Below are 22,451 nucleotides of genomic sequence, written 5' to 3' on the forward strand. Positions count from 1 at the left end.
CAGCTTGACCGGCACCTGCAGGATCGCGATTGCCAAAAGTGTGTCATTTCGCAGGTGCACACACAATGCAGAATTTTGTGTTCCCTGTGTAGCCGAAAACGCTACACGAACCGCATTCAGGCACGCGTTTTCGGAAGTGCCGGCTTCCGGCTGTCGGCGCCGCGCATGAAGCGCTCGATGAAATCGACCAGCTTGCCGGCGGCAAACGAGAGCTGGCGGTCGGGCGCCACACAGAGGTCTATCGGGGTGCGCACCGCCTTGCCGGCGGCGATCGGCACGGCCACGAGCTGGCCCGCACCGATCTCGCGCTGGACGGCAAGCGCCGGCAGGAGCGTCACCGCCGCCTTGCGCAGCACGAGTTCCTTCAGCATTTCCAGCGCACCGGTCACGAACACCGGATCGAGCTCCAGCCCCTCCCTCGAAAAGATCTCCTCGAAGGCCTGGCGGGCGCCAAAGCTCTTGTCGGGAAGCGCCAGCGGCATTTCCACCAGCGCGCGCAGCGACAGTTCTCGCGCCCCGGCGGATGGATGGTCGGCGGCCATGATCACGTCATAGGTGATCTCGGAGCGCAGGCGCACCTTCACGCCGGAAATCCTGGGCGCGAACAGCGTCACGACGAGATCGGCTTCAGCCGCGGCCAATGCCTCCACCGCCTCGCGGGCGCTGGTGATCGCCACCTCGAACCGCAGCTTCGGATAACGCAGGCTGAATTCGGCGAGCACGGGCGCAATGAGGTTCGCGACGGTTGCGCCGTTCGCGTAGATCACCACCCTGCCCCGCTGCAGGCCCTGCAGGTCGTCGATGAGCTGGTGGACATGTTCGAGCTCGCGCAATGTGCGCCCGGCTCGCGCAGCCAGCAGCTCGCCTGCCGCCGTCAGCTTGATGCCGCGGTTGCTGCGCTCGACGAGCGGCGTGCCGAAATAGTGCTCGAGATTCTCGATCTGCCGGGAAACCGCGGTCGCGGCGACATTGAGATTCTCGGCCGCCGCCCGCATGGAATTCGTCCGCACGAGTTCATCGAAATACATAAGCGCGCGAAGCTGCATGCGAAACTCATCGTCAAAGCATGTCGCCGCAACCTGTTTCGGAGGAACGGCATGCGCAAAAACAAAAGGTGCGTCAGTTCCGGCGGAACCCCTCGCTGGCAACGAGCAACCGGCGCGTATAATCGGCGGAAAACTCGCGTTTTTCCAGAGCTTTCGCAGGCACCGTCTCCACCACTTCGCCTTGCTTCATCACCGCAAGCCGCTCGCACATGTGGCTGATGACGCCGAGATCGTGGCTGACCATGACGAAGGTGAGGTCGCGGTCCCGCCGGGCCTGTTCGAGCAGGTTCAGGATTTCCGCCTGGATGGAGGCATCGAGCGCCGAGGTCGGCTCGTCGAGAAGCAGGATCTTCGGCTCCAGGATCAGCGCCCGGGCGATCGCCACGCGCTGCCGCTGCCCGCCGGAAAGCTGGTGCGAATAGCGGAACCGGAAACCGGAGCCCAGGCCCACCTCGTCCAGCGCGCGGGTGATGCGGGCCTCGATATTGTCGAATCCATTGATGAGAAGCGGTTCGAGAAGCAGGCGGTCGACCGTCTGGCGCGGATGCAGCGAGCCGTACGGGTCCTGGAACACCATCTGGACGGTGCGGTAGAATTCCTTGTCCCGCCGGCTGCTGGAATAAGGGCGGCCGTTGACGGCGAGGCTCCCCCGTTCGAACGAGGCGAGCCCCGAGACGACGCGCAGGAGCGTGGACTTGCCGGAGCCTGATTCGCCGACGATGCCGAAGGATTCGCCGGCTCCGACATCGAGGCTGACATGGTTGAGCGCCGCAAAGCCATCATAGGTGACGACCATGTCGCGGATCGAAACGGCCGAGGTCATAGCGCCCACTCCGGCTTGCGGTCGAGGACCGGCAGCGGGTGCCGGTCGGTGCCGATGGTCGGCAGGCAGTTCAGGAGCCCGCGCGTATAGGGGTGCCGGGCGTGGGCGAGGTCGGCCGACGGCAGTTCCTCGACGATCCTGCCGGCATACATCACGATGACGCGGTCGCAGAAGGACGAGACCAGCCGGAGGTCATGGCTGATGAAGATCAGCCCCATGCCCCGCTCGGCCACCAGCTTGTCGAGAATGGCCAGCACGTCGAGCTGCACGGTGACGTCGAGCGCCGAAGTCGGCTCGTCGGCGATTAGCAGTTCCGGGCCGCAGACCAGCATCATGGCGATCATCGCCCGCTGGCCCATTCCGCCGGAAACCTCGTGCGGATAAAGGTCGAAGACACGTTCGGAGTCGCGGATCTGCACCGCCTCCAGCATCGCGAGCGCCCTGCCCCTCGCCTCCGGCGCGGAAATCCGCTCGTGGGTCTTCAGCGTTTCGACGATCTGCCGGCCGATGGTCATGACCGGGTTCAGCGAATATTTCGGGTCCTGCAGGATCATGGCGATCCGCTTGCCCCTCAGCTCCCGGCGCTCCGTCCTGGACAGGGCAAGCAGGTCGCGGTCGCCGAAGGCGAGCCTTTTCGCCGTGATCGCCGCATGGCCGGGCGTGAGGCCCATGATGGCGCGGCCGGTCTGCGACTTGCCGGAACCGGATTCCCCGACGATGCCGAGCCGCTCGCGGCCGAGCGTGAAGGAGACGCCGCGCACCGCCTGCACGTCTCCCGTCCGCGTCGGGAAGGTGACGCGCAGGTCCTCGACGGTGAGGAGCGGAGCCCCGGAAGTCGCCATCGTCATTGGCCGGCCTCCTTGGGGTCGAGAGCATCGCGCAACCCGTCGCCGAGAAGGTTGAAGCCGAGGCTGACGATCAGGATCGCGGCGCCCGGCATGGCGGCGACCCACCATTGATCGAGGATGAAGCGGCGCCCGGATGCGATCATCGCGCCCCATTCCGGCAGCGGCGGCTGCGCTCCGAGGCCGAGGAAACCGAGGCCCGCGGCCGTCAGGATGATGCCGGCCATGTCGAGCGTGACGCGCACGATGAGCGACGACATGCAGAGCGGCATGACGTGCCGCAGGATGATGCGCAGCGGCGAGGCGCCCATCAGCCTCACCGCCGAGATGAATTCCGAATTGCGGAAGGTCATGGTTTCGGCGCGGGCGATGCGCGCATAGGGAGGCCAGGAGGTCACGGCGATGGCGAGGATGGCGTTCTCGATGCCGGGGCCGAGCGCGGCGACCAGCGCCAGGGCGAGGACGAGTTTCGGGAAGGCCAGGAAGATATCGGTGATGCGCATCAGGACCGCATCCACCCAGCCGCCGGCATAACCGGAGACCGTGCCGACGACGAGGCCGATCGGCGCGGCGATGATCGCGACCAACACGACGACGAGAAGCGTCAGCCGCGACCCGTGGATGAGGCGCGAGAGAATGTCGCGGCCCTGATCGTCGGTTCCGAGCAGGTAGCCTGCCGTTCCCGGCGGCAGAAGGCGGGCGTTGCGCAGGTCCCCCCGGACCGGGTTGTAGGGCGCCAGCACGTCCGCAAGCGCGGCGATGACGAGCAGCAGGATCAGGATGCCGAGGCCGATCAGCGCCAGGCGGTTTTCGGAAAACCGCCGCCAGATCACATAGGCGCGGCCGAGACGCGCCTGCCCGCGCGAGGCCGGCCGGTCGGAAAGCAGCCATTCGCGGCTGTAGGGCTTGAGGGGGGTATCGGTCGTGCTCATCGGCTGCGCGTCCTCGGATCGAGGGTCCGATAGAGGAGATCGGAGAAGATGTTGATGCCGACGAAGACCGCGCCGATCACCAGCGTGCCGCCGAGCACCGCGTTCATGTCGGCATTCTGCAGCGAGTTGGTGATGTAGAGGCCAAGCCCCGGCCAGGAGAAGATGGTCTCGGTCAGGACCGAGCCTTCCAGCAGGTTCGCATAGGAAAGCGCGATCACCGTCACCAGCGGCACGGCGGCGTTTCTCAGCGCATGGAACCAGATGATGCGGGTCTCCGAAAGGCCCTTGGCGCGGGCCGCCACGATATATTCCTGGGAAAGCTCGCTCAGCATGAAGGAGCGCGTCATGCGGCTGATATAGGCAAGCGAGAAATAGCCGAGCAGCGCCGCCGGAAGGATGACGTGGCGGAACACATCCTGGAAGACGTCCCAATGGCCCTGCCAGGCGGCATCGAGCAGGAAGAAGCCGGTGACCGGCGTGAAGGTGTATTCGTAGACGATGTCGATGCGGCCCGGATAGGCGACCCATTTAAGCCGGGCGTAGAACAGCACCAGCGACAGCAGTCCGAGCCAGAAGATCGGCACCGAATAGCCGATAAGGCCGATCACGCGGACGATCTGGTCGGCGAAGCTACCCCGCTTGACCGCCGCCAGCACCCCGAGCGGCACGCCGAGAAGCGCGCCGATGAGGGTGCCGACGGTCGCAAGCTCGATCGTCGCCGGGAAGACGCGGGCGATATCGGCCATGACCGGGTTCGTGGTCAGCACCGAGATGCCGAAATCGCCGGACAGCGCCTGTTTCACATAGATATAGAACTGCTCGTAGAGCGGCCGGTTGAGGCCGAGTTCCTCGCGAACGCGCTCCACGACATGCGCCGGCGCACGGTCCCCCACGATCGCAAGCGCCGGATCGATGGGCACCACGCGGCCGATGAAGAAGGTGACGGCGATAAGCCCGAAAAAGGTGGTGACGGCCGTTACCACGAAGCGCAGCACGGCCTTCACGAACGACGAGGCACGGCGCCTGCTGCGCCGTGTCGCGATGGTCTGATCGGTGAGGGTCAAGGAACCGGTCCCTACCGCTTATTCCTTGGAGATCGTATAAACGAAGTTCGTATCGAAGCTCGGGCCGAGCTTGAAGTTCTTGAGCTTCGCCGAATAGCCGGCGACCTCCGTCTGCTGGAAGACGATCACGAACGGGCTCCGGGCGAGAACCTTCTTCTGCAGGTCCTGATAGATCGCGGCGCGCTTGGCGCTGTCCTTCTCCAGAAGCGCGCCCTTGGCCGCGTCGCTCAGCTCCTTCGGCACGTCCCAGGCGTTGCGCCAGGCGAGCGTCTTGTTCTTGCCTTCGTCCGAATTGTCCGGGTTGATCGTGAAGGTCTCGGCATTCGAGTTCGGATCGAAATAGTCCGAGCCCCACTGGCCGATATAGATGTCGTGCGTGCGGGCGCGGAACTTGGTCAGCGTCTGCTTGCCGTCGCCGGGAATGATTTCGAGCTTGATGCCGGCCTGCGCCAGCGTCTGCTGGACGCTTTCGGCAATGCCCGTGACCGGCTGGTTGTTGCGCACGTCCATGGTGACGGTGAAACCGTTCGGCAGGCCCGCCTTGGCGAGCAGTTCCTTGGCCTTGGCGACGTCGAGCTTGTAGGGCTTGTCCTCGATCGCGCCGAGCTGCCCCTTCGGCAGGAAGGTCTGGTGGATCTCGCCGATGCCCTTGATCAGGGTCGCCCCGATCGCGTCGTAGTCGACAAGGTACTTCATCGCCTCGGCGACCTCGGGCTTGGCGAGGTTCGGGTTCTTCTGGTTGAGGCTGAAGTAGTAGATCGTGCCTTTCGGCGCGGAGGTGAGCGCCATGCCGGGCTTCTTGGCGACCGCGTCCAGATCGCCCGGCTCCAGGTTGCGGGCAATGTCGATATCGCCGTTCTCCAGCGCAAGGCGCTGGCCGGAGCTTTCCTTCATGTGGCGGTAGATGACCCGCTTCAGCCTGGGCTTCTCGCCGAAGAAGTTCGGATTGGCTTCCATGATGACGGCTTCGTTGGCGCGCCATGTCAGAACCTTGTAAGGCCCGGAGCCCGCATATCCGGTCTTCAGCCATTCGTTGCCGAAATCGGTATCGTATTTGTAGTCGCCGCTCGGGGTGACCTTCTTGGCATGTTCCGTCACGACCTTCTTGTCGACCACCGAGGCGACGGTCGCCGTCAGCACGTTCAGCACGAAGCTCGGCGCGTAGGGCTTGTCGACGGTGAACACGAAGGTGCCCGCATCGGCGGCCTTCGCCTTTTCGGTGATGTTGGCGCCCGTCAGGCCGAACTGGGTGAGCAGGAAGGCCGGCGACTTGTCGAGCTTGACGGCGCGCTCGAACGAGAAAGCCACGTCCTCGGCCGTGATCGCGTTTCCGGAGGCGAACTTCAGGCCCGGCTTGAGCTTGAACGTATAGGTCAGGCCGTCGTCGGAAACGGTCCAGCTTTCGGCGAGTTCGCCCACGACCTTCGACGTGTCGTTCGGATCGAGCGCCACCAGCTTGCTGTAGCTGTTCGCGGTCACCTCCGCCGTCGAAAGCTCGAAGGCCTCGCCCGGATCGAGCGTGATGATGTCGTCGATGGCGAAGCCTTCGACCAGCGTGTCGGCCGGCGTGACGGCAAAGGCGTGCGGCGCGGTGAGCAGCAGCAGCGAAAGGGCCGCACCGGTGGAAAGCACGCGCAAGCGCTTGTTGAGTGAATGGATCATGATCGTTTTCCCCTGCATTTCGTTCTTGGATTTCTGGAGAACGCCTATTCGTGCCAGGCCTTCCCCAAAACCCTGAGCCAGTTTTCCCGGCAAAGTTTTGTCAGTTCCGCATCAGCGTAGCCCGCTCCCCTGAGCGCCGCAACCAGATTCTGGTTTCCCGCAGCATCCTGAATCTCTTCGGGAATCGAGGCTCCGTCGAAATCCGAACCGAGCGCTACGTGGTCGATGCCCATCCGCTTCACCATGTAGTCGACGTGGCGGATCATGTCCGACAGCGGAGTCGAGACATTGTCCCGGCCGTCGTCGCGCAGCATGGTCACGGCATAGTTGAGGCCGACAAGGCCGCCGCTCTCGCGGATTGCGTCCATCTGCCTGTCGGTCAGGTTGCGCGCGACCGGCGTCAGGGCGTGGGCATTCGAGTGGCTGGCGATCAGCGGCTGGTCGGATGTCTTCGCGACATCCCAGAAACCCTTCTCGGTGATATGCGAGAGATCGATCAGGATGCCGAGCCTGTTGCAGGCACGGACGAGCTCGAAGCCGAGATCGGTGAGGCCGGGGCCGGTATCCGGCGACATGGGAAACGCGAACGGCACGCCGTGGCCGAAAATGTTGTGCCGGCTCCAGACCGGACCCAGCGAGCGCAGCCCGGCGGCATGGAAGACCTCCAGATTGTCGAGATCAGCATCGATCGCCTCGCTGCCTTCCATATGCATGACGGCCGCGAAGATGCCGTCATGCATCGCCTTGCGGATTTCTGCCGTGGAACGGCACAGCCGCCAGGCGCCGGCGCGGTCGAGGCGCAGCGCGATCGCGGCCTTCTCCAGCGCGATTGTCAGCGACGGGAGATGATCGAGCGGAGCGGAAAGCGGCGTGACATAGTGGCCGTTGGCGTCGGGCTCCTTGAGCACGAGGTCCCCCGACGGGATATAAATGGCGCAAAGTCCGCCCGCGAGGCCGCCGGCCTTGGCGCGCGGGCCGTCTATATGGCCGCTCGACGTGCCTTTCATGAATTCAGCGATCGGATCGCCACCCGCCTTCATGTTCCGCCAGAGCCGCAGAAGCACGTCGTTGTGGCCGTCGAACACCAGTTCCATGAAGCTATTCCCAAATGCTGTGAGGGGTCCCGAGGTGAGTTGATGGAGCGATCCTATTCGCCCGATAGGGTTTCGCAAGGCACAAATCGCCTCAGGCGATCCAGCTACCCTCGCCCGCCTTCTTCAGCATCGGGGTGCGGAAAACCCCGGCAACCCGCTCCCGCCATTGCGGGCCGGAAGCGTCGAGCCTGCCATGCCAGCGTTCCGACTGCAGCATCGCCGCGCCGATCACCACCGGCTCGATGCCGAGCGAGGCCATCAGCGAGAGGCCGGAAACGATCGAGGCGCCGCTGGAGATGACGTCGTCCACCAGCGCCACGCGCTTGCCCTCGATCAGCGGCAGCATGCGCGGATCGACATAGAGCCGCTTCTGCTGTTCGGGCGTGGTGATGGACGAGAGCGGCACCGAAAGCCCTTCGTCGTACCAGAACTTCCTGGAGGTTCCGAGCGGCACGTAACGGGTGAAGCCGAGCGAGCGGGCAACTGCGGCGGCGAGCGTCAGGCCGAGCGTCGGCAGGCCGACGATGACTTCCGGGCGATACGCCGCGAGTTTCGGCGCAAGATCGGCGGCAAGCGCATCCTGAACGTCGAAGCTCGCCTGGTTGATGATCAGCGACGCAAGCGCATGCTCGCCATCGGCCAGCGGCCGTATGGGCAGCTTGATCTGGCCGCCGTCGTCCAGCATCGCGGGAAAGAAGCCGGAAAACGGCCCCGCCCGGTCGAAGCTTCCGGGCGGATGGACGGCCTGCCAGAAATCATGCGGCTGCATGGTCTTCCCTATTCGAGCACCTCGAGAATCGGAGTTTCCAATAACCTGCCGGTGCCCACGTCCGCAATGCCGCGGTCCGTCTGGTGCGGGCCGGGATTGCAGGCGAGCGTCGCGCCGAAACAGGCCTTGAAGACGAGATAGGGCGGCTGCCAGTCGGCCATGCGGTCCATGGCCGCGCGGATATTGCGGAAACCTTCGGCCACCTCGGTCATCGGCGCGTCGGAGACGAGACCGGAAAGCGGCAGCGGCAGGAGCACGTCCACCTTGCCGCCGGTCGCCACCGCCATGCCGCCGCCGGCCTCGATGACCGCATTGGCGGCCGCGGCCATGTCGGTCGGATCGGAGCCGAAGACGGTGAGGTTGTGGCTGTCATGGGCAAGCGTGGTGGCAAACGCCCCCTTCCACCTGCCCCAGCTCGTCAGGAACCCAAGACGGGTGCGGTTGTCGGCGCGGCCGTGGCGGTGGGTGACCGCAATCAGGGTCGTTCCCTCCGGGGGTACCACATAACCATCGGCGACATCCGCATCCATCTGCCCCCAGCTCGTGAAACGCGGGCGATCGATCGTCGCGAGCCTGACCTTCCTGGCCGTCGCGGAAAGCTTGAAATCCTCTGCCCGCAGCGGCTTGAGCTTGACCGAATCCTGCAACAGGGACGGGTCGGTCGGATGCAGCTCGACCGCCATCCGGCCATCGCGGGCAACCGTCGTGCCGCTGGCGATGACCTGTCGCGCGCGAAAATCCTTGAGATCGTCGAAAATGACGATATCGGCACGGCGGCCGGCGGCGATCAGGCCGAGATCGGCGCGGCCGATCCGCACGGACGCGTTCAGCGTCGCCGCCTGCAGCGCCCATTCCGGCTTCATCCCGTAGCGGACCAGCCGGCGCACCACATCGTCGAGCCCGCCGCCATCGACGAGATCGTCGGGGAAGACATCGTCGGTGCAGAGCGTCACGGTCTGCGGCAGGTGGCCGAGCGTATCGAGCGCTTCGACGAACTCCGGCAGCAGGTGGTCGTGGGAGCCGCGCAGCTCGATCGTCAGGCCGGCGCGCAGCTTGGCGATGAGATCGGCCCCGGAGACGAGTTCGTGATCCGACGTCACGCCGGCGGCCATGAAGGCGGCAAGATCAGGCCCCGTCAGGCCGCGCGCATGGCCGCAGACGAGCTTCTCGGAAACGAGCGCGGCCTGGACGATGGCGCTGATGCGCGGCTCGCGGTCTATCACGCCGCGCATGTTCATGACCTCGGCAAGTCCGCCGATCTTCGGCCAGAAAAGCATTTCCTCGATGGCGGAGACATCGAAATCGGCGCCGGCCACTTCGAGGCCCGGTGCGGAAGGCACGCAGGACGGAGCCAGCACGACCGCGCGCAACGGCAGCGGCCTGACCGCCTCGAGCGCCCAGGCGACGCCCTCGGTCCCGTGCACGTTGCCGAATTCATGCGGGTCCCAGACGATTGTCGTGACGCCGCGCGGCAAGACCGCGCCCGCATAGGTCGCCGGCGTCACCATCGAACTTTCGATATGCATATGGGTGTCGATCAGGCCGGGCGAGATGAAGGCGCCCGCGGCGTCGATGATCTCGGCCGCGTCCGAACGGCTGCCCGCCTCGTGGACGCTGGCGATCACCGGCCCGACGATGCCGATATCGGCGGGGCGCAATTCGCCCGTCACCGTGTCCACCAGGGTGCCCCCGGCTATCAGGATGTCGAACGGTGCGGCGCCTCGCGCCGCGGTGACGACCCGGTCGCGCAATCCCGGCTCTGTGAATTCCTGTACGGTTGCGATGATGCTCTTCACCAGCTTGCCTCTGCCCGCAATGTTTCGAGAATGATGGTCCTGGCCTTTTCGGCATCGATCTCGATGCCGTAGGCCGCGTTGAACTCTGCCCGCCCGGTCCGGGTCTCGACCACGGTGCGGCCGCGCGTCACCGTGCCCGCGAGCTCCGCGTCGATACGCGCCTCGCGCCAGGTCACATGATCGGGATAGGCGAAGGCGACCGCGGCCACGGCATCGTAGAGCGCCATGGCCGGCCGGCCGCGGCTGGTGGCGATCGCGACGAAGCCTGCAAGCAGGTCGGCGACCAGCCCGGCGTTGCGCCCCCCGGCGGCCCGGATCGGCACGATGTCCTCCGGTCCGCAGAGAACCTTGCGGCAGAGGTCGAGATCGACCATCCGGAACGGGATCTTGTGGGCGAGCACGATCGCCAGCGCTTCCGGATCGGCAAAGGCATTGAACTCGGCGGAGGCCGTGTGGTTGCCGGTTGTCACCCCGCCGCCCATCCAGGTCAGGTCGGTGATCCTGGCCGCAAGGTCCGGCCGGGCGAGCGCGACCGCCGCAATATTGGTCAGCGGTCCGAGCGCCAGGATGCGCCGTTCGCCTTCGCTTTTTTCCAGCCAGGCGCAAAGCGCCTGGAAAGCGTCGTCCTGGAAGATATCCGCGGCATCGGGAAGGCTGAGGCCGGGCGTCGGCATGCCCGCATTGCCGAGGATGCCGGTCGCCGTCTCCAGCCGGCCGAGAACCGGCGCCGACCGCCCCGCATGCACGGGAAACGGCCAGACGAAGGCGGACGCCGCGCCGGCGGCATTGCGCCGGACCTGCTCAAGCGGCGCATTGCCGAAAACCAGCGAGACGCCGTCGACCTGAAGGCCCGCATGCGCCGCGACCATGATCGCGGCGATATCGTCGAAGCCCATGTCGGTATCGATCCAGATAGCCATCTCCGCAGCGCCTCAGGCAAACCGCGCAAGCGACGCAGCCTTTTCGGCCGGCAGGTCGAAGGAAAGGGCGCTGCCCAGCGCATGCGCCGGCTGGCTCGCCTCCACTTCCGCCTTGATCGGGCCTAAAGGCGTGTCGAGCAGGTATTCGCGGCTGTCGCCGGCAAAGGATGTACCGCGCACGGTGCCCTGGAAAGGACCTGTTCCCAGGGTCACCATACGCGGCCGCCAGGCCAGCCCCGCCGCTGATGGGGCCGCGCCTGAAAGATCGATGAGCCCGCCGCTCGTCCTGAGTTTTCCCTGTTCGAGCGGGAAGATGTTCTCGAAACCGACGAAATCGGCGACGAAAGAGGAAACCGGGCGGCTGTAGATGTCTTCGGGCGAGCCGATCTGCTCGATCGCTCCGCCCTTCATCACGACGATCCGGTCTGCGAGCGCCAAAGCTTCCGCCTGGTCGTGGGTGACGAAGATCATCGTGACGCCGGTCTCCTTCTGGACGCGCTGCAGTTCGGTGCGCATCTCAAGCCGCAGACGAGCGTCGAGGTTGGAAAGCGGTTCGTCAAGCAGCAATACCTTCGGCTCCATGACCATGGACCGCGCAAGCGCGACGCGCTGCTGCTGCCCCCCGGACAGTTCGGCCGGCTTGCGGTTCGCAAAATTCGAAAGGCCGACGGATTTCAGGCCGCCCTGCACCTTGGCATCGAGTTCGGCGCCCCGCATGCCCTTGAGCTTCAGCCCGAACGCGACGTTTTCATAAACGGAAAGATGCGGGAAGAGCGCATAGGACTGGAAGACCAGACCGACGGCGCGCCGGTTGGCCGACACGCGGGTGATGTCGACGCCGTCGAGGCGCACATGGCCGCCTTTCACCGGCAGGAGGCCGGCGATCGCCCGCATGGTCGTCGTCTTGCCGCAGCCGGACGGGCCGAGCAGCGCGATGAGCTCGCCCCTGCGGATGCCGAGATCGAGGTTCGCGACGGCGATTGTGTCGCCATAGGCGAGCGTCAGCTTTTCGAGCGAGAGGTAAGGCGCATCAGACATAGCGGGAGAATCCGAGGAAACGTTCGGCGGCAAAGACGATGCCGATGGACAGGAAGGCGAGCAGCGAGGAAAGTGCCGCGACCGAAGGATCGAAGACGATCTCCATATAGGCGATCATGTCGATCGGCAGCGTCCTGACACCCGGCCCGGAGAGGAACAGCGACACCGGCACCTGGTTGAAGCTGGTGACGAAGCCGAGGATGAAGGCGGAGAGGATGCCGCCGCGGATGTTCGGCATCACCACCCGGAAGAAGGCGCCGGGCCGCGACGAGCCGAGCAGCACGGCCGCCTCCTCGATGTCTGAGCGCAGGTTGTCGAGGCTCGCGGAGACGACGCGCACCGCATAGGGCAGCACGAGCGCCGTATGCGCCATGAAAAGCGCCAGCGTGATGCCGACCTGGAAAGGCACGACGATATAGCGCAGAAGCGCAAGGCCGACGATGATGCCCGGCACGATGATCGGCGCGGAAACCACGGTGCGGACGAATTCCGCGCCCGGCAGCCTGTAGCGGGAAAGCGCGTAGGAAGCCGGGATGCCGAGCACCAGCGCCGCCGCCGTGCCGCCGATCGCCAGGAACATCGACATGCCGAACGAGGCGCGGAAGCTTTCCACCGTGAAGACCTTGGCGATCCAGCGCAGCGAAAAGCCCTGCGGCGGGAAGGCCAGCGTCTCGCCGGCCGAGAAGGAGGCCGCGACGATGATCAGGAACGGCCCGATCAGGAAGGCGATCACCAGGAAAAGCGTGAAGGGGATGAAAAGGCTGCGGGCGCTCACTGCGTGCTCCTCTGCTTGTTGCGTGCGGTGGCGACGCGCTTCAGGAGGATGTTCGCGGCAAAGCTCATGGCGATCAGGATGAAGGCGATGACGCTCGCCGAGACGAAATTGCTGGACACCGAGACCTGCTGGTACATCAGCGTTTCCAGCATCAGCACCTTCGAGCCGCCAAGGATGGCGGGCGTGATATAGGCGGTGAGGCAGCCGGTGAAGACCAGCGTGCCGCCGATGACGAGGCCTTCCTTGGTGAGCGGCAGGATGACCTTCCAGAACACCTGGAACCAGTTGGCGCCGAGCACGCGGGCGGCGGCAACGGCATCCTTCGGCATGTTTTCGAGCGCCGAGATCAGCGAGATGATCATCAGCGGCAGGAAGAGCTGCAGCAGGCCGATGAAGATCGCCGTTTCGGAAAAGAGGATGCGCAGCGGCGCAGTCGTGAGCCCGATCGCCTGGAACGCCTCGTTGACGATGCCGGTGCGGCCGAGGATGACGATCCAGGCATAGGTTCTGGCGACCGGCGAGATCATCAGCGGCAGCACGACGAGCCCGGTCACGCGCCCCTTCGTCGCGGGCGCCAGCCCGACGATCGCGAACGCCGCCGCATAACCGATCACGGCCGAGACCAGCGTCACGATGGCGCCGAGCTTCAGCGTCCGCAGGAAGACGGTCCGGTTCAGCGAATCGGAAAAGAAGCCGGTATAGGCCGAGACCGTCCAGCCGCCGGCGGGATTGCGGAAGCCGTCCGAAAGCAGGATCACCACCGGCGCGAGGAAGACCGCCGCGGCGAAGAGCGCGGCGGGCAACGCAAGTGCAAGCGCTTCGGCCCTGTTCTGAAACATTGGTGGTGATCTCCTGAACGACCTGCCCTCGAAAGGAACTGGCTTATCTATGTTGCCGCCCGCTTTGCTTCGGGCACATCCTCGCCGGGTTCTGCGTCGTCATCCTCGGGACAAGCCCGAGGATCTAAGCCGAAAAATACGTGACGAAGAATATGCCGAAAGCACTGCATATCCTCGGGACAAGCCCGAGGATGACGATGGAACGCGACGCGCCAAACCCTTACTGGCCGACCTTCTCGTTCCAGCTCTTGATCCAGCCGGCACGCTGGTCCAGTGCCGTTGCGGACGGGATGAGCTTGAGGCTTTTCGCCGTTTCCTCGCCATAGGTGAGGTTATTGGCGATCTCCTCGGGAAGCTTGACCTCCTTGTTGGCCGGGCTGTCGACCAGCTTTTCGGCAAGCTTGGTCTGGATTTCGGTGGAGAGCCAGAAGTCCATGAACTGCAGCGCGAGATCGCGGTTCTTCGAACCCTTGGTGACGATCATGACGTTCATGCCGCCCGTCTGGCCTTCCTTCGGCATGGCCCAGGCGACCGGCAGTCCGAGCTTGGTGAAGGGAGCCCAGGTGAAGCGGCCGATCGGCGCTGCCCAGATTTCCTCCTGCTTCATGAGCTGCACGAGCTGCGAGGACTTCTCATAGAAGGTGACGATCTCGTCCTTCTTTTCGCCCACGGCCTCGATCGCCGCCTTCAGATCCGGCGTGTCCTTGCCGAGCGCCTGGCCCAGCATGTAGAGCGCCGGCGGACCCTGATTGGTGGTGACGTTCGGCCAGGCGATGTGGCTTGCATATTCCGGCTTCAGGAGATCGGTCCAGGATTCGATCTTCATCTTGTCGGAACGATAGGCGATCGAGGTGGCGTAGAAGGTGTAGCCGACGCTCATGCCGTCGCCGTTCGGGTCCTTCGCCACGTCATAGAGCTTGTTGAAGCTGGAAAGCTTCGACGTGTCGACCTTATCGATCAGGCCGGCGCGGGAGGCCGACAGCGCGTCCGCCATGGAAACGACGGCCATGTCGACCACGGGATTGGCCTTGTTGGCCTCCATCTTGGCAATGCGCTCGACGCTGTTGCCGGTCTCGACGACGAGCTTGCAGCCGCAGATCTTCTCGAAGGGTTCGTAGACGATCTGCTTGTATTCGTCCTGCGCCAGCGCGTAGACGGAAATCGTCAGCGTCTTTTCCTGGGCCTGCGCCGCACCCATGGTGAGCATCAGGGCGGTGCCCGATGCGAGAATGACCTTTTTCATGATTTGAGTTCTCCTGCTGTCGGCTTGTTTGACGTGGGGGCATGCAAATTGAGAGCGCCGCCGGAATGCGGGGCACCGGTCGACTGCCGGACGACGAGCTGCATCGGCACCCGGTCCGTCTCCGACGCGACCTTGCCAGCCGCGGCCTCTTCGGCCTCGCCTTCAGGCTCAATGACGCGGATGAGCGCGGCGATCGCGAGATCGGCGATCATGGCCATGTCCATCCGCATCGTCGTCAGCGCCGGGGTGACCACCGGCGACCAGACGAGATCGTCGAAACCGGTGACGCTGACCATTTCCGGCACGCGGATGCCGGCGCGCTGCAATTCGGTGAGCGCCCTCAGCGCCGACAGGTCGGAAACCGCGGCAAAGGCCGTGAAGCCTGCCCGGGCGTTTTCCGCAAGGCCGAGCGAGCAACCCTTGCCCCCGACCGCTTCGACCTTCTCGATCCACAACGTCTCGCATTCCGCTTCGGGGCCGAGGCCGGCCTTCAGCCCGCCGATGCGGTCGTTCTGCACGTTGGAGGAACTGCTGGTGCCGATCAGCACGACCCTGCGGTGGCCGAGCGCGGCCAGGTGCCGGCCCATCTGCGCGCCGCCGTCCCAATGATCGGCGGCAACCGTGTTGCCCGGCGTGGAGGGCGTGTCGATGACAGCGACCGGACAGCCGACATCCGCAATCCGCGTACCGCGCCGGGGAACGACGACCATGCCGTCGACGCCACGCTCGATAAGCCGGTTGATGGCCTCCGTCTGCATGGCGACGTCGCCGCGGGAGTCGGCGATCAGCACACCGTAACCGGCGGCCGAGGCGGCATTCTCGATCGCCTGGGCGATCTGCGGGAAGAGCGGGTTGGCGATATCCGGCAGGACCAGGCCGAGAACTCCCGTGCGTCCGGTGCGCAGCGCCCGTGCCGCGAGGCTCGGCACATAACCGATTTCCGCCGCCTTGGCGCGGATTCTCTCGATCAGTTCCGGCGACACGCGCCCCTTGCCGGAAAGCGCGTTGGACACGGTTGCAGCCGACACCCCGAGGGCGGCTGCAATGACGTTCATATTCGGTCCGGTGCGGGTGATTGCCATTTTTGTCTCTGATTAATCGTTTAAGCAAATACTTTGATCAAAACGCTTTGTCGAGCACTTTGTCGCCGCCCACCGACATATATCCCCATATCCGCCTTGACTTCACACTCCCGCCCGGTGGAAATCCACAGCCTGCGACCGGGAGACGCCACATGCAGGACGAGGAAATCACTGGACTTTCCGCCACGGAACTCTCCGAAGCAATCCACGACGGACGACTATCCTGCGTCGGCGTCATGAAGGCCTGTCTGGCGCGGATCGGGAAGCTCAATCCGGCGATCAACGCGATCGTCAGCCTGCGGGACACGGAAGCCCTGCTTGCCGAAGCGGGCGAATGCGACGTGGAACTCGCATCCGGCCGATCCCGCGGCTGGATGCATGGAATGCCGATCGCCATCAAGGACCTCTGCGAGGCGAAGGGCATCCCCTGCACCTATGGCTCGCCGCTCTTCGCCGACTTCGTGCCGGACAAGGACGAGGTCATGGTGGAGCGCATCCGCAAGGCCGGCGCGCTCGTCATCGGCAAGACCAACACGCCGGAACAGGGCTTCGGCTCGCAGAGCTACAACCCGGTGCATGGCACCACGAGGAACCCCTACGATCTTTCGAGGACCGCCGGCGGCTCCAGCGGCGGTGCGGCGGCGGCGCTCGCGGCCCATCTCCTGCCCATCGCCGACGGCGGCGACATGATGGGATCGCTGCGCAACCCCGCCGCCTTCAACAATGTGGTCGGGTTCCGCCCGAGCTACGGCCGCATTCCGGTTTCGCTGAAGCTCGAACTCTTCATGGGCCAGCTTTCCGTGCTGGGACCGATGGGCCGCACGGTGCGCGATGTGGCGGCCCTGCTCGCCACCCAGGCCGGCTACGATCCGCGCGATCCGCATTCGCTGCCGGCCGAGGACCTGACGCTGCGGGAAGGCCGCGATTTTTCCGGCGCGCGCATTGCCTGGCTGGGGGATTTCGACGGTTATCTCCCCTTCGAGCCCGGCGTTCTGGAGCTTTGCCGCGCCGCCCTCCCCGTTTTCGAACAGCTCGGCTGCACGGTGGACGACGTCGCGGCGCAATTCGACATGGCGGATGTCTGGCGTTCCTGGACGACGCTGAGAAGCTGGCTGACCGCCAGCAACATGCGCGACACCTATGACGACCCGGCGAAGCGGGCCCTGATCAAGCCGGAGATCATCTGGGAGATCGAGCGCGGCCTCGACATGACGGCCCGCGAGGTGCATTGCGCCTCCAGGCGCCGCAGCGCCTGGTATCAATGCCTGCTGACACTGTTCGAGCGCTACGACTACCTGATCCTGCCGTCCGCCCAGGTCTTCCCCTTCGATGCCGCCACCCATTGGCCGAAAGAGGTCGGCGGCCGCGCGATGGATACCTATCATCGCTGGATGGAAGTGGTGATCGGCCCCTCGATGGCCGGCCTGCCCGTCGCCGCCATGCCCGCCGGCTTCAACGACGGAGGCCTGCCGAACGGCATCCAGATCATCGGCCGGCCGCGGGCTGACAGGGCGGTGCTGGAGCTGGCGCTGGCTTACGAGGCGAAGACGGATTGGCTGGGACGCAGGCCGAGGCTTTAACGATGGGACACCCTTCTCCCCCCGCTTGCGGGGGGAGAAGGGAGTATGCCTCACCACCCCACCACCTCTTCCCTGTACCGGCCGACCTCTTCCAGCAGCCACGCCCGGAATGCGACGACCGGCCGGAAGCCCGTCTTGCTGATCGGCGCCACGGCGTAATAGGCGCTGGGACTTCTCACCTGATGCGGGAAAGCCTCCACGAGCTGGCCGCCCGCAAGCTCCGAATCGATCAGGAAAAGCGGCATCAGCGCGACGCCGAGCCCTGCGATGCAGGCCTGCGCCACGCTGCCGAACTGCTCGAAACGCATGCCCTGCGAAGGCGCGCCCGCCACGCCGAGGCTTTCAAACCACTGGCTCCAGGCGCCGGGCCGCGACGCCATGTGCAGGAGCGGCAGGCGCAGAAGGTCTTCGCCCTTCTCGATCGGATGTGATTCGAGGAAGGCGGGCGAGGCGACCGGCGCCACCATCTCCTCCATCAGGAAGGTGCATTCGGCGCCTGGCCAGTTCGGCCCCCTTTCACCCACGGGCCCGACATGGATCGCCATGTCGATGCCCTCGCGGTCGAAATCGAAGACGCCGATGCGGGTCGCGAAATTGAGGGTGATTTCCGGATGCCGGGCGACGAATTGCGGAATGCGCGGCATCAGCCAGCGGGTGCCGAAGGTCGGCAGGATCGCAAGGTTCAACTGGTCGTTATGCCGTTTGGTCATGACCTGCAGCGAGGCGGACCGAATCTGCGCCAGCGCGCTGGCGACCGCCCTGGCGTATTCCGCGCCCATGGCGGTGAGGACGACGCCGCGGCTCGTACGATCGAAAAGCAGGATGCCGAGCTGTTCCTCCAGCCCGGAAACCTGCCGGCTGATCGCGCCCTGCGTGAGCGACAGCTCTTCGGCCGCCGCCGAAAAGCTGCCGAGCCTTGCGACGGAATCGAAGGCTGCGAGGGCGGATGTGGAGGGAAGCAGTTTTCGCGACAGGCTGACCATGGATTATTACTATAGATCATGGCCGAATGAGTAAATGGTGCTTGCTCCCGCGCAGCCGCCGGGGATAATTCCTTCAACCTTGAAATTGGAGGCAGACACCCGTGGCATTTTCCTGGAACGATCCCTTTCTCATCGAAGACCAGCTGACCGAAGAGGAGCGGATGATCCGCGACGCGGCCGCCGCCTTCGCCAGGTCGGAACTCCTGCCGCGGGTCCAGGAAGCCTATCTCGACGAGACGACCGAGCCGGAACTCTTCCGCCTGATGGGCCAGACGGGCCTGCTCGGGGTGACCCTGCCGGAAGAATATGGCGCGGCGAACGCCTCCTACGTCGCCTACGGCCTCGTCGCCCGCGAGATCGAGCGCATCGACAGCGGCTATCGCTCGATGATGAGCGTGCAGTCCTCGCTGGTGATCTACCCGATCTATGCCTACGGTTCCGACGAGCAGAAGAAAAAGTACCTGCCGGGCCTCGTCTCCGGCGAGCTGATCGGCTGTTTCGGCCTGACGGAGCCGGATGCCGGCTCCGATCCGGGCGGCATGAAGACCCGCGCCGAGAAGATCGAGGGCGGCTACCGCCTGCGCGGCTCGAAAATGTGGATCTCGAACGCCCCGATCGCCGATGTCTTCGTCGTCTGGGCGAAGTCGGAAGCCCATAACAACGAGATCCGCGGCTTCGTGCTGGAAAAGGGCATGAAGGGCCTGTCCGCCCCGAAGATCGGCGGCAAGCTGTCGCTGCGCGCCTCCATCACCGGCGAGATCGTGCTGGACGGCGTCGAGGTTTCGGAAGACGCGCTGCTGCCGGGCGTTTCCGGCCTCAAGGGTCCGTTCGGCTGTCTGAACCGCGCCCGCTACGGCATTTCCTGGGGCGTCATGGGGGCGGCCGAGGACTGCTGGTTCCGCGCCCGCCAGTACGGCCTCGACCGCAAGCAGTTCGGCAAGCCGCTCGCTGGCATGCAACTCTACCAGAAGAAGCTCGCCGACATGATGACCGAGATCACCCTCGGCCTGCAGGGTTCGCTCCGCGTCGGCCGCCTGATGGACGAGCACAGGATGGCGCCGGAAATGATCTCCATCGTCAAGCGCAACAATTGCGGCAAGGCTCTCGATATCGCCCGGCAAGCCCGCGACATGCACGGCGGCAACGGCATCCAGATCGAATTCCACGTCATGCGTCACGCCCAGAACCTGGAAACGGTCAACACCTACGAAGGCACGCATGACGTGCACGCCCTGATCCTCGGCCGCGCCCAGACCGGCATCCAGGCGTTTTTCTGATCGCCTCGGCTTCCCCTCCCGACCTCGACCCTCCCCGGCCGCTTCCAGCGCGCCGGGGTTTTTCTCCTTGCTCCAGGCAACGGCCATTGGCTGTCTTGCGCTTTCCAAGGATACGGACCCACCCTTGCCGCTTCCTGCCGGATAGTGATCGGTCGGCTCGGACCGATCACCCGTATCTGACCGGCGGGAACGCGGAACGGTGGCAGGCCCTTCCGGACCGCCTTTTGCCGCGACCGTCAGGGTAAGATCGTTCCACGCCGACGCCGTTCAATTACGTTGTCGGGACGGTATGCGCGGTTATCGTATAGCCAAATGGGTCGACGAAGGCGAAATAGCGTCCGAACGGACCGTCCTTCGGCGGGAAAGCGATAGGCACGCCGCGCTCGCGCAGATGAGCGTGCAATTCGTCGGCGTCATCGCAGCCAAACCAGATCGCGATGCCGACTCCCAGCCTGTCCGTGTCGTCAAAGTCCCCGATCGGCGTGCGGACGGCGAACGGGATCGGCTGCGTTTCGAAAACAACTGCCCCCGGAGGGGCCTTTGCCGCGGGCGTAAGCCCGACAATGTCCTGGTAGAAGATTCGTGCGGCGTCCAGATCCTTCGTCTGTATCCCGATGAAATCCGGTCCAATGAGGCGGGGCATGAGCTGTCTTTCCTTTTTTTGACTGACGGGGTATCGTCAGGGTACTGATATAATATAAGGGTACTGATATGTCCAGCCTGATCGATCCACCGATGGACGACACCTACCGCTCGCTCGGATATGCGCTGAAGCGGGCGCAGCAAGCGCTGCGGGGCCATCTCGACACGAAACTTAGAAACATCGGATTGACGACCCCGCAATACTCGGTACTGGCGGGGCTGGAGTTCAGCGAGGGCTTGTCAGGCGCGGAACTGGCGCGGCGGGCCTTCGTGACACCGCAGACGATGCAGGCCATCATAGCGACCCTTGAACGGGACGGCCTTGTCAAGCGAATGGCCCACCCGGTACATGGCAGGGTCCTGACGACCGAGCTTACGCCGGACGGACGGTCGGCATTGCGTGCGGCCCACGAGATCGTCGCGAACGCCGAAAGCCTGGCCCGAAACGCCGTCGCGCCCGGCGATCCGGAGATCATATATTCGGCGTTGTTACGGATAGCGGAAGCCATGCGGTAAGATGCTGCGTGGCGCGCGGTCGACGTGGCTTGGCCGAAGAGCCTGTTGCGTCCGATTCGAGCCAAGAGCGCGAAGATGCGTATCAAGGCCGCATGGCCGTTACACCGTCACACGCCAACCGCCGCATGATCATATAGCGCAACCTCGTCTTCGGAGGGAATTTCGATAACGTCAAACCACTTCAATACATCCCCGTAAGGGATGGGCGGGTTCTCCATTCCTCGCTTTTGGAGACGCTCGAACAGGATGTCCGCCGATGCATGCAAGAAATGCAGATGTACCCGGGCACCTGAACGCTGCGCTGCAATGCGCAGAGCGTCCCGTTCCGATCTCGACCACGTTCCCCATTCTATTATCACGGCCTGCCCTCGTTCCAGGAGTTTAAGAGCAAGGCCAAGCTGAAAGGACTCGATCCTTTCGCGCCTGTCGCTGTCGTAAAGATCGATTGCGAAAGCAGTCATCCACTCGTCAGGGCTCATGCGGATTGCACCAAGCTCCGTCTCGAGTTTTTGGGCGAGCGTCGTCTTGCCGGACCCGGGCAAACCGGAAACCAGAACGAGAAGGGGCTGTTCATTCATAGCCATGGTCCAGAAATTCCCCCCACGTTAAAAGCACGGTGTCATCCGTAAAGCAGCTCGCATAGTTCGTCCGGATGACAACCAAATGATCGCGAAGCGCCGAAAGCGATCCCGACGCGCCGACAACGCGATAAATCCCCGGTCGCGCCTCACATCCCGCGCCGTTTTTCGTCATTGGCGAAATCCTGGCCTTCGGTGTATCAGTGGGCAAACCATCCGCCCGGATCGTAACGATATAGACAGGGTCGAAAGCGAAAATGCACGCCATGGAAGACGCGGCGGAACATGCCGATGGCGGTTTCAATGTCGGCGAGAGGCTTCGCCTGGTGCGCCATCAGCATGGCCTTTCCCAGCGGGCGCTGGCGGTCAGGGCGGGGGTCACCCATTCCCTGGTCTCGCTGATCGAGAAGAACAAGGTCAGCCCCTCGGTCGCCTCGCTGAAGAAAATCCTCGAATCGATCTCCTATCCGCTGACCGATTTCTTCGCGCTGACGCTGCCGCCGGTGGACCAGATCTTCTACAGGGCGGAAGAGCTGACCCCGCTTTCGACCGGCGCGCTGACGCTGCTGCAGGTGGGCGATGCGAAATCCCACAGCATGCAGATTTTCCACGAATTCTACGAGCCGGGCGCCGATACCGGCGAGACCATGCTGAGCCACGAGGCCGAAGAAGGCGGCGTGGTGGTGGCGGGCGAGCTGGAGCTTACCGTCGGCAGCCAGACGCGCATCCTCCGCAAGGGCGACGCCTTCCTCTTCGACAGCCGCCTGCCGCACCGCTATCGCAATGTCGGCACCGAATGTTGCGAAGTGGTCAGCGCCTGCACCCCACCCTATCTTTAACGTCAGATGGCCGTTGATTGTGGCCGTCAATTATCTTAGGTCAGACCGGCGAATTTCCGCACCTCTGCCAGCGCCGCAATATTGACCTTTCCGCCCTTTTTAAACCGA

General features: G+C 64.5%; 22 protein-coding genes. 4 read left to right on the forward strand and 18 right to left on the reverse strand.

Annotated features, from left to right (window positions below):
• Nucleotides 1-116 precede the first annotated feature (116 nt).
• The 15 genes from ACFFP0_RS11140 to ACFFP0_RS11210 form a co-directional block, all read right to left on the reverse strand.
• The gene (locus ACFFP0_RS11140; RefSeq protein WP_377260372.1) at nt 117-1,046 is read right to left on the reverse strand and encodes a LysR substrate-binding domain-containing protein; all 930 of its coding nucleotides are present in this window, start codon (nt 1,044-1,046) and stop codon (nt 117-119) included.
• A gap of 73 nt (nt 1,047-1,119) precedes the next feature.
• Nucleotides 1,120-1,869 carry an ABC transporter ATP-binding protein gene (locus ACFFP0_RS11145; RefSeq protein WP_377260374.1) on the reverse strand — a complete coding sequence of 250 codons (750 nt, stop codon included), beginning with the start codon at nt 1,867-1,869 and terminating at the stop codon, nt 1,120-1,122.
• Complete coding sequence (locus tag ACFFP0_RS11150; RefSeq protein WP_377260376.1) at nt 1,866-2,717, reverse strand: ABC transporter ATP-binding protein; 852 nt, start codon at nt 2,715-2,717, stop codon at nt 1,866-1,868. The genes ACFFP0_RS11145 and ACFFP0_RS11150 overlap by 4 nt, the downstream gene beginning before the upstream one ends.
• Nucleotides 2,714-3,646, reverse strand: a complete 933-nt coding sequence (locus ACFFP0_RS11155) for an ABC transporter permease (protein ID WP_377260378.1) — start codon at nt 3,644-3,646, stop codon at nt 2,714-2,716. Before ACFFP0_RS11155 ends, ACFFP0_RS11150 begins: the two co-directional genes overlap by 4 nt.
• Entirely contained in the window at nt 3,643-4,710 is a 1,068-nt protein-coding gene (locus ACFFP0_RS11160) for an ABC transporter permease (protein ID WP_377260380.1), read from the reverse strand. The genes ACFFP0_RS11155 and ACFFP0_RS11160 overlap by 4 nt, the downstream gene beginning before the upstream one ends.
• Before the next feature lie 18 nt (nt 4,711-4,728).
• Entirely contained in the window at nt 4,729-6,372 is a 1,644-nt protein-coding gene (locus ACFFP0_RS11165) for an ABC transporter substrate-binding protein (protein ID WP_377260382.1), read from the reverse strand.
• A 44-nt stretch (nt 6,373-6,416) separates the two neighbouring features.
• Entirely contained in the window at nt 6,417-7,466 is a 1,050-nt protein-coding gene (locus ACFFP0_RS11170) for a dipeptidase (RefSeq protein ID WP_377260384.1), read from the reverse strand.
• A gap of 91 nt (nt 7,467-7,557) precedes the next feature.
• A complete protein-coding gene (locus ACFFP0_RS11175) occupies nt 7,558-8,235 on the reverse strand; it encodes a phosphoribosyltransferase (RefSeq protein WP_377260386.1) in 678 nt (225 codons plus the stop codon).
• An 8-nt stretch (nt 8,236-8,243) separates the two neighbouring features.
• Nucleotides 8,244-10,031: an adenine deaminase gene (locus ACFFP0_RS11180; protein ID WP_377260388.1), complete on the reverse strand. Its 1,788-nt coding sequence runs from the start codon at nt 10,029-10,031 to the stop codon at nt 8,244-8,246.
• Nucleotides 10,028-10,951: a nucleoside hydrolase gene (locus ACFFP0_RS11185; RefSeq protein ID WP_377260391.1), complete on the reverse strand. Its 924-nt coding sequence runs from the start codon at nt 10,949-10,951 to the stop codon at nt 10,028-10,030. Before ACFFP0_RS11185 ends, ACFFP0_RS11180 begins: the two co-directional genes overlap by 4 nt.
• A gap of 12 nt (nt 10,952-10,963) precedes the next feature.
• On the reverse strand, nt 10,964-11,989 hold the full coding sequence (locus ACFFP0_RS11190) for an ABC transporter ATP-binding protein (RefSeq protein WP_377260393.1): 1,026 nt from the start codon (nt 11,987-11,989) through the stop codon (nt 10,964-10,966).
• Nucleotides 11,982-12,764, reverse strand: coding sequence for an ABC transporter permease (locus ACFFP0_RS11195; RefSeq protein WP_377260395.1), 783 nt, complete (start codon nt 12,762-12,764; stop codon nt 11,982-11,984). Before ACFFP0_RS11195 ends, ACFFP0_RS11190 begins: the two co-directional genes overlap by 8 nt.
• Nucleotides 12,761-13,603 (reverse strand): ABC transporter permease, encoded by an 843-nt coding sequence (locus ACFFP0_RS11200; protein ID WP_377260397.1) that lies wholly within the window; start codon nt 13,601-13,603, stop codon nt 12,761-12,763. Before ACFFP0_RS11200 ends, ACFFP0_RS11195 begins: the two co-directional genes overlap by 4 nt.
• A 220-nt stretch (nt 13,604-13,823) precedes the next feature.
• Nucleotides 13,824-14,846 (reverse strand): ABC transporter substrate-binding protein, encoded by a 1,023-nt coding sequence (locus ACFFP0_RS11205; RefSeq protein WP_377260399.1) that lies wholly within the window; start codon nt 14,844-14,846, stop codon nt 13,824-13,826.
• Complete coding sequence (locus tag ACFFP0_RS11210; RefSeq protein ID WP_377260401.1) at nt 14,843-15,928, reverse strand: LacI family DNA-binding transcriptional regulator; 1,086 nt, start codon at nt 15,926-15,928, stop codon at nt 14,843-14,845. The genes ACFFP0_RS11205 and ACFFP0_RS11210 overlap by 4 nt, the downstream gene beginning before the upstream one ends.
• A gap of 152 nt (nt 15,929-16,080) precedes the next feature.
• Between ACFFP0_RS11210 and ACFFP0_RS11215 the strand changes: the two genes are divergently transcribed.
• Nucleotides 16,081-17,508, forward strand: a complete 1,428-nt coding sequence (locus tag ACFFP0_RS11215) for an amidase (protein ID WP_377260403.1) — start codon at nt 16,081-16,083, stop codon at nt 17,506-17,508.
• Nucleotides 17,509-17,558: 50 nt separating this feature from the next.
• On the opposite strand, the gene ACFFP0_RS11220 is transcribed toward ACFFP0_RS11215, so the two are convergent.
• On the reverse strand, nt 17,559-18,491 hold the full coding sequence (locus ACFFP0_RS11220) for a LysR family transcriptional regulator (protein ID WP_377260405.1): 933 nt from the start codon (nt 18,489-18,491) through the stop codon (nt 17,559-17,561).
• Between the two features lie 101 nt (nt 18,492-18,592).
• On the opposite strand from ACFFP0_RS11220, the gene ACFFP0_RS11225 reads away from it, so the two are divergent.
• Nucleotides 18,593-19,768, forward strand: coding sequence for an acyl-CoA dehydrogenase (locus ACFFP0_RS11225; protein WP_377260407.1), 1,176 nt, complete (start codon nt 18,593-18,595; stop codon nt 19,766-19,768).
• A gap of 271 nt (nt 19,769-20,039) precedes the next feature.
• Here ACFFP0_RS11225 and ACFFP0_RS11230 read toward each other — a convergent pair whose 3' ends face one another.
• Nucleotides 20,040-20,411, reverse strand: coding sequence for a VOC family protein (locus ACFFP0_RS11230; RefSeq protein ID WP_377260409.1), 372 nt, complete (start codon nt 20,409-20,411; stop codon nt 20,040-20,042).
• 68 nt (nt 20,412-20,479) lie between these two features.
• Between ACFFP0_RS11230 and ACFFP0_RS11235 the strand changes: the two genes are divergently transcribed.
• Entirely contained in the window at nt 20,480-20,926 is a 447-nt protein-coding gene (locus ACFFP0_RS11235) for a MarR family winged helix-turn-helix transcriptional regulator (protein WP_377260411.1), read from the forward strand.
• 107 nt (nt 20,927-21,033) lie between these two features.
• Here the strand turns inward: ACFFP0_RS11235 and ACFFP0_RS11240 are convergent, their stop codons facing one another.
• Entirely contained in the window at nt 21,034-21,510 is a 477-nt protein-coding gene (locus tag ACFFP0_RS11240) for a P-loop nucleotide/nucleoside kinase family protein (RefSeq protein WP_377260413.1), read from the reverse strand.
• Nucleotides 21,511-21,761: 251 nt separating this feature from the next.
• Between ACFFP0_RS11240 and ACFFP0_RS11245 the strand changes: the two genes are divergently transcribed.
• Nucleotides 21,762-22,343: a cupin domain-containing protein gene (locus tag ACFFP0_RS11245; protein WP_377260415.1), complete on the forward strand. Its 582-nt coding sequence runs from the start codon at nt 21,762-21,764 to the stop codon at nt 22,341-22,343.
• The last annotated feature ends 108 nt before the right edge of the window (nt 22,344-22,451 follow it).

Source organism: Neorhizobium puerariae, assembly GCF_042429745.1.
GTDB lineage: Bacteria > Pseudomonadota > Alphaproteobacteria > Rhizobiales > Rhizobiaceae > Neorhizobium > Neorhizobium puerariae.

Coding starts and splice junctions, on each gene's coding strand:
- ACFFP0_RS11140 (WP_377260372.1), bottom strand. CDS start 1,046: ATGCAGCTTCGCGCGCTTATGTATTTCGATGAACTCGTGCGGACGAAT.
- ACFFP0_RS11145 (WP_377260374.1), bottom strand. CDS start 1,869: ATGACCTCGGCCGTTTCGATCCGCGACATGGTCGTCACCTATGATGGC.
- ACFFP0_RS11150 (WP_377260376.1), bottom strand. CDS start 2,717: ATGACGATGGCGACTTCCGGGGCTCCGCTCCTCACCGTCGAGGACCTG.
- ACFFP0_RS11155 (WP_377260378.1), bottom strand. CDS start 3,646: ATGAGCACGACCGATACCCCCCTCAAGCCCTACAGCCGCGAATGGCTG.
- ACFFP0_RS11165 (WP_377260382.1), bottom strand. CDS start 6,372: ATGATCCATTCACTCAACAAGCGCTTGCGCGTGCTTTCCACCGGTGCG.
- ACFFP0_RS11170 (WP_377260384.1), bottom strand. CDS start 7,466: ATGGAACTGGTGTTCGACGGCCACAACGACGTGCTTCTGCGGCTCTGG.
- ACFFP0_RS11175 (WP_377260386.1), bottom strand. CDS start 8,235: ATGCAGCCGCATGATTTCTGGCAGGCCGTCCATCCGCCCGGAAGCTTC.
- ACFFP0_RS11185 (WP_377260391.1), bottom strand. CDS start 10,951: ATGGCTATCTGGATCGATACCGACATGGGCTTCGACGATATCGCCGCG.
- ACFFP0_RS11190 (WP_377260393.1), bottom strand. CDS start 11,989: ATGTCTGATGCGCCTTACCTCTCGCTCGAAAAGCTGACGCTCGCCTAT.
- ACFFP0_RS11200 (WP_377260397.1), bottom strand. CDS start 13,603: ATGTTTCAGAACAGGGCCGAAGCGCTTGCACTTGCGTTGCCCGCCGCG.
- ACFFP0_RS11205 (WP_377260399.1), bottom strand. CDS start 14,846: ATGAAAAAGGTCATTCTCGCATCGGGCACCGCCCTGATGCTCACCATG.
- ACFFP0_RS11210 (WP_377260401.1), bottom strand. CDS start 15,928: ATGGCAATCACCCGCACCGGACCGAATATGAACGTCATTGCAGCCGCC.
- ACFFP0_RS11215 (WP_377260403.1), top strand. CDS start 16,081: ATGCAGGACGAGGAAATCACTGGACTTTCCGCCACGGAACTCTCCGAA.
- ACFFP0_RS11220 (WP_377260405.1), bottom strand. CDS start 18,491: ATGGTCAGCCTGTCGCGAAAACTGCTTCCCTCCACATCCGCCCTCGCA.
- ACFFP0_RS11230 (WP_377260409.1), bottom strand. CDS start 20,411: ATGCCCCGCCTCATTGGACCGGATTTCATCGGGATACAGACGAAGGAT.
- ACFFP0_RS11235 (WP_377260411.1), top strand. CDS start 20,480: ATGTCCAGCCTGATCGATCCACCGATGGACGACACCTACCGCTCGCTC.
- ACFFP0_RS11240 (WP_377260413.1), bottom strand. CDS start 21,510: ATGGCTATGAATGAACAGCCCCTTCTCGTTCTGGTTTCCGGTTTGCCC.
- ACFFP0_RS11245 (WP_377260415.1), top strand. CDS start 21,762: ATGCACGCCATGGAAGACGCGGCGGAACATGCCGATGGCGGTTTCAAT.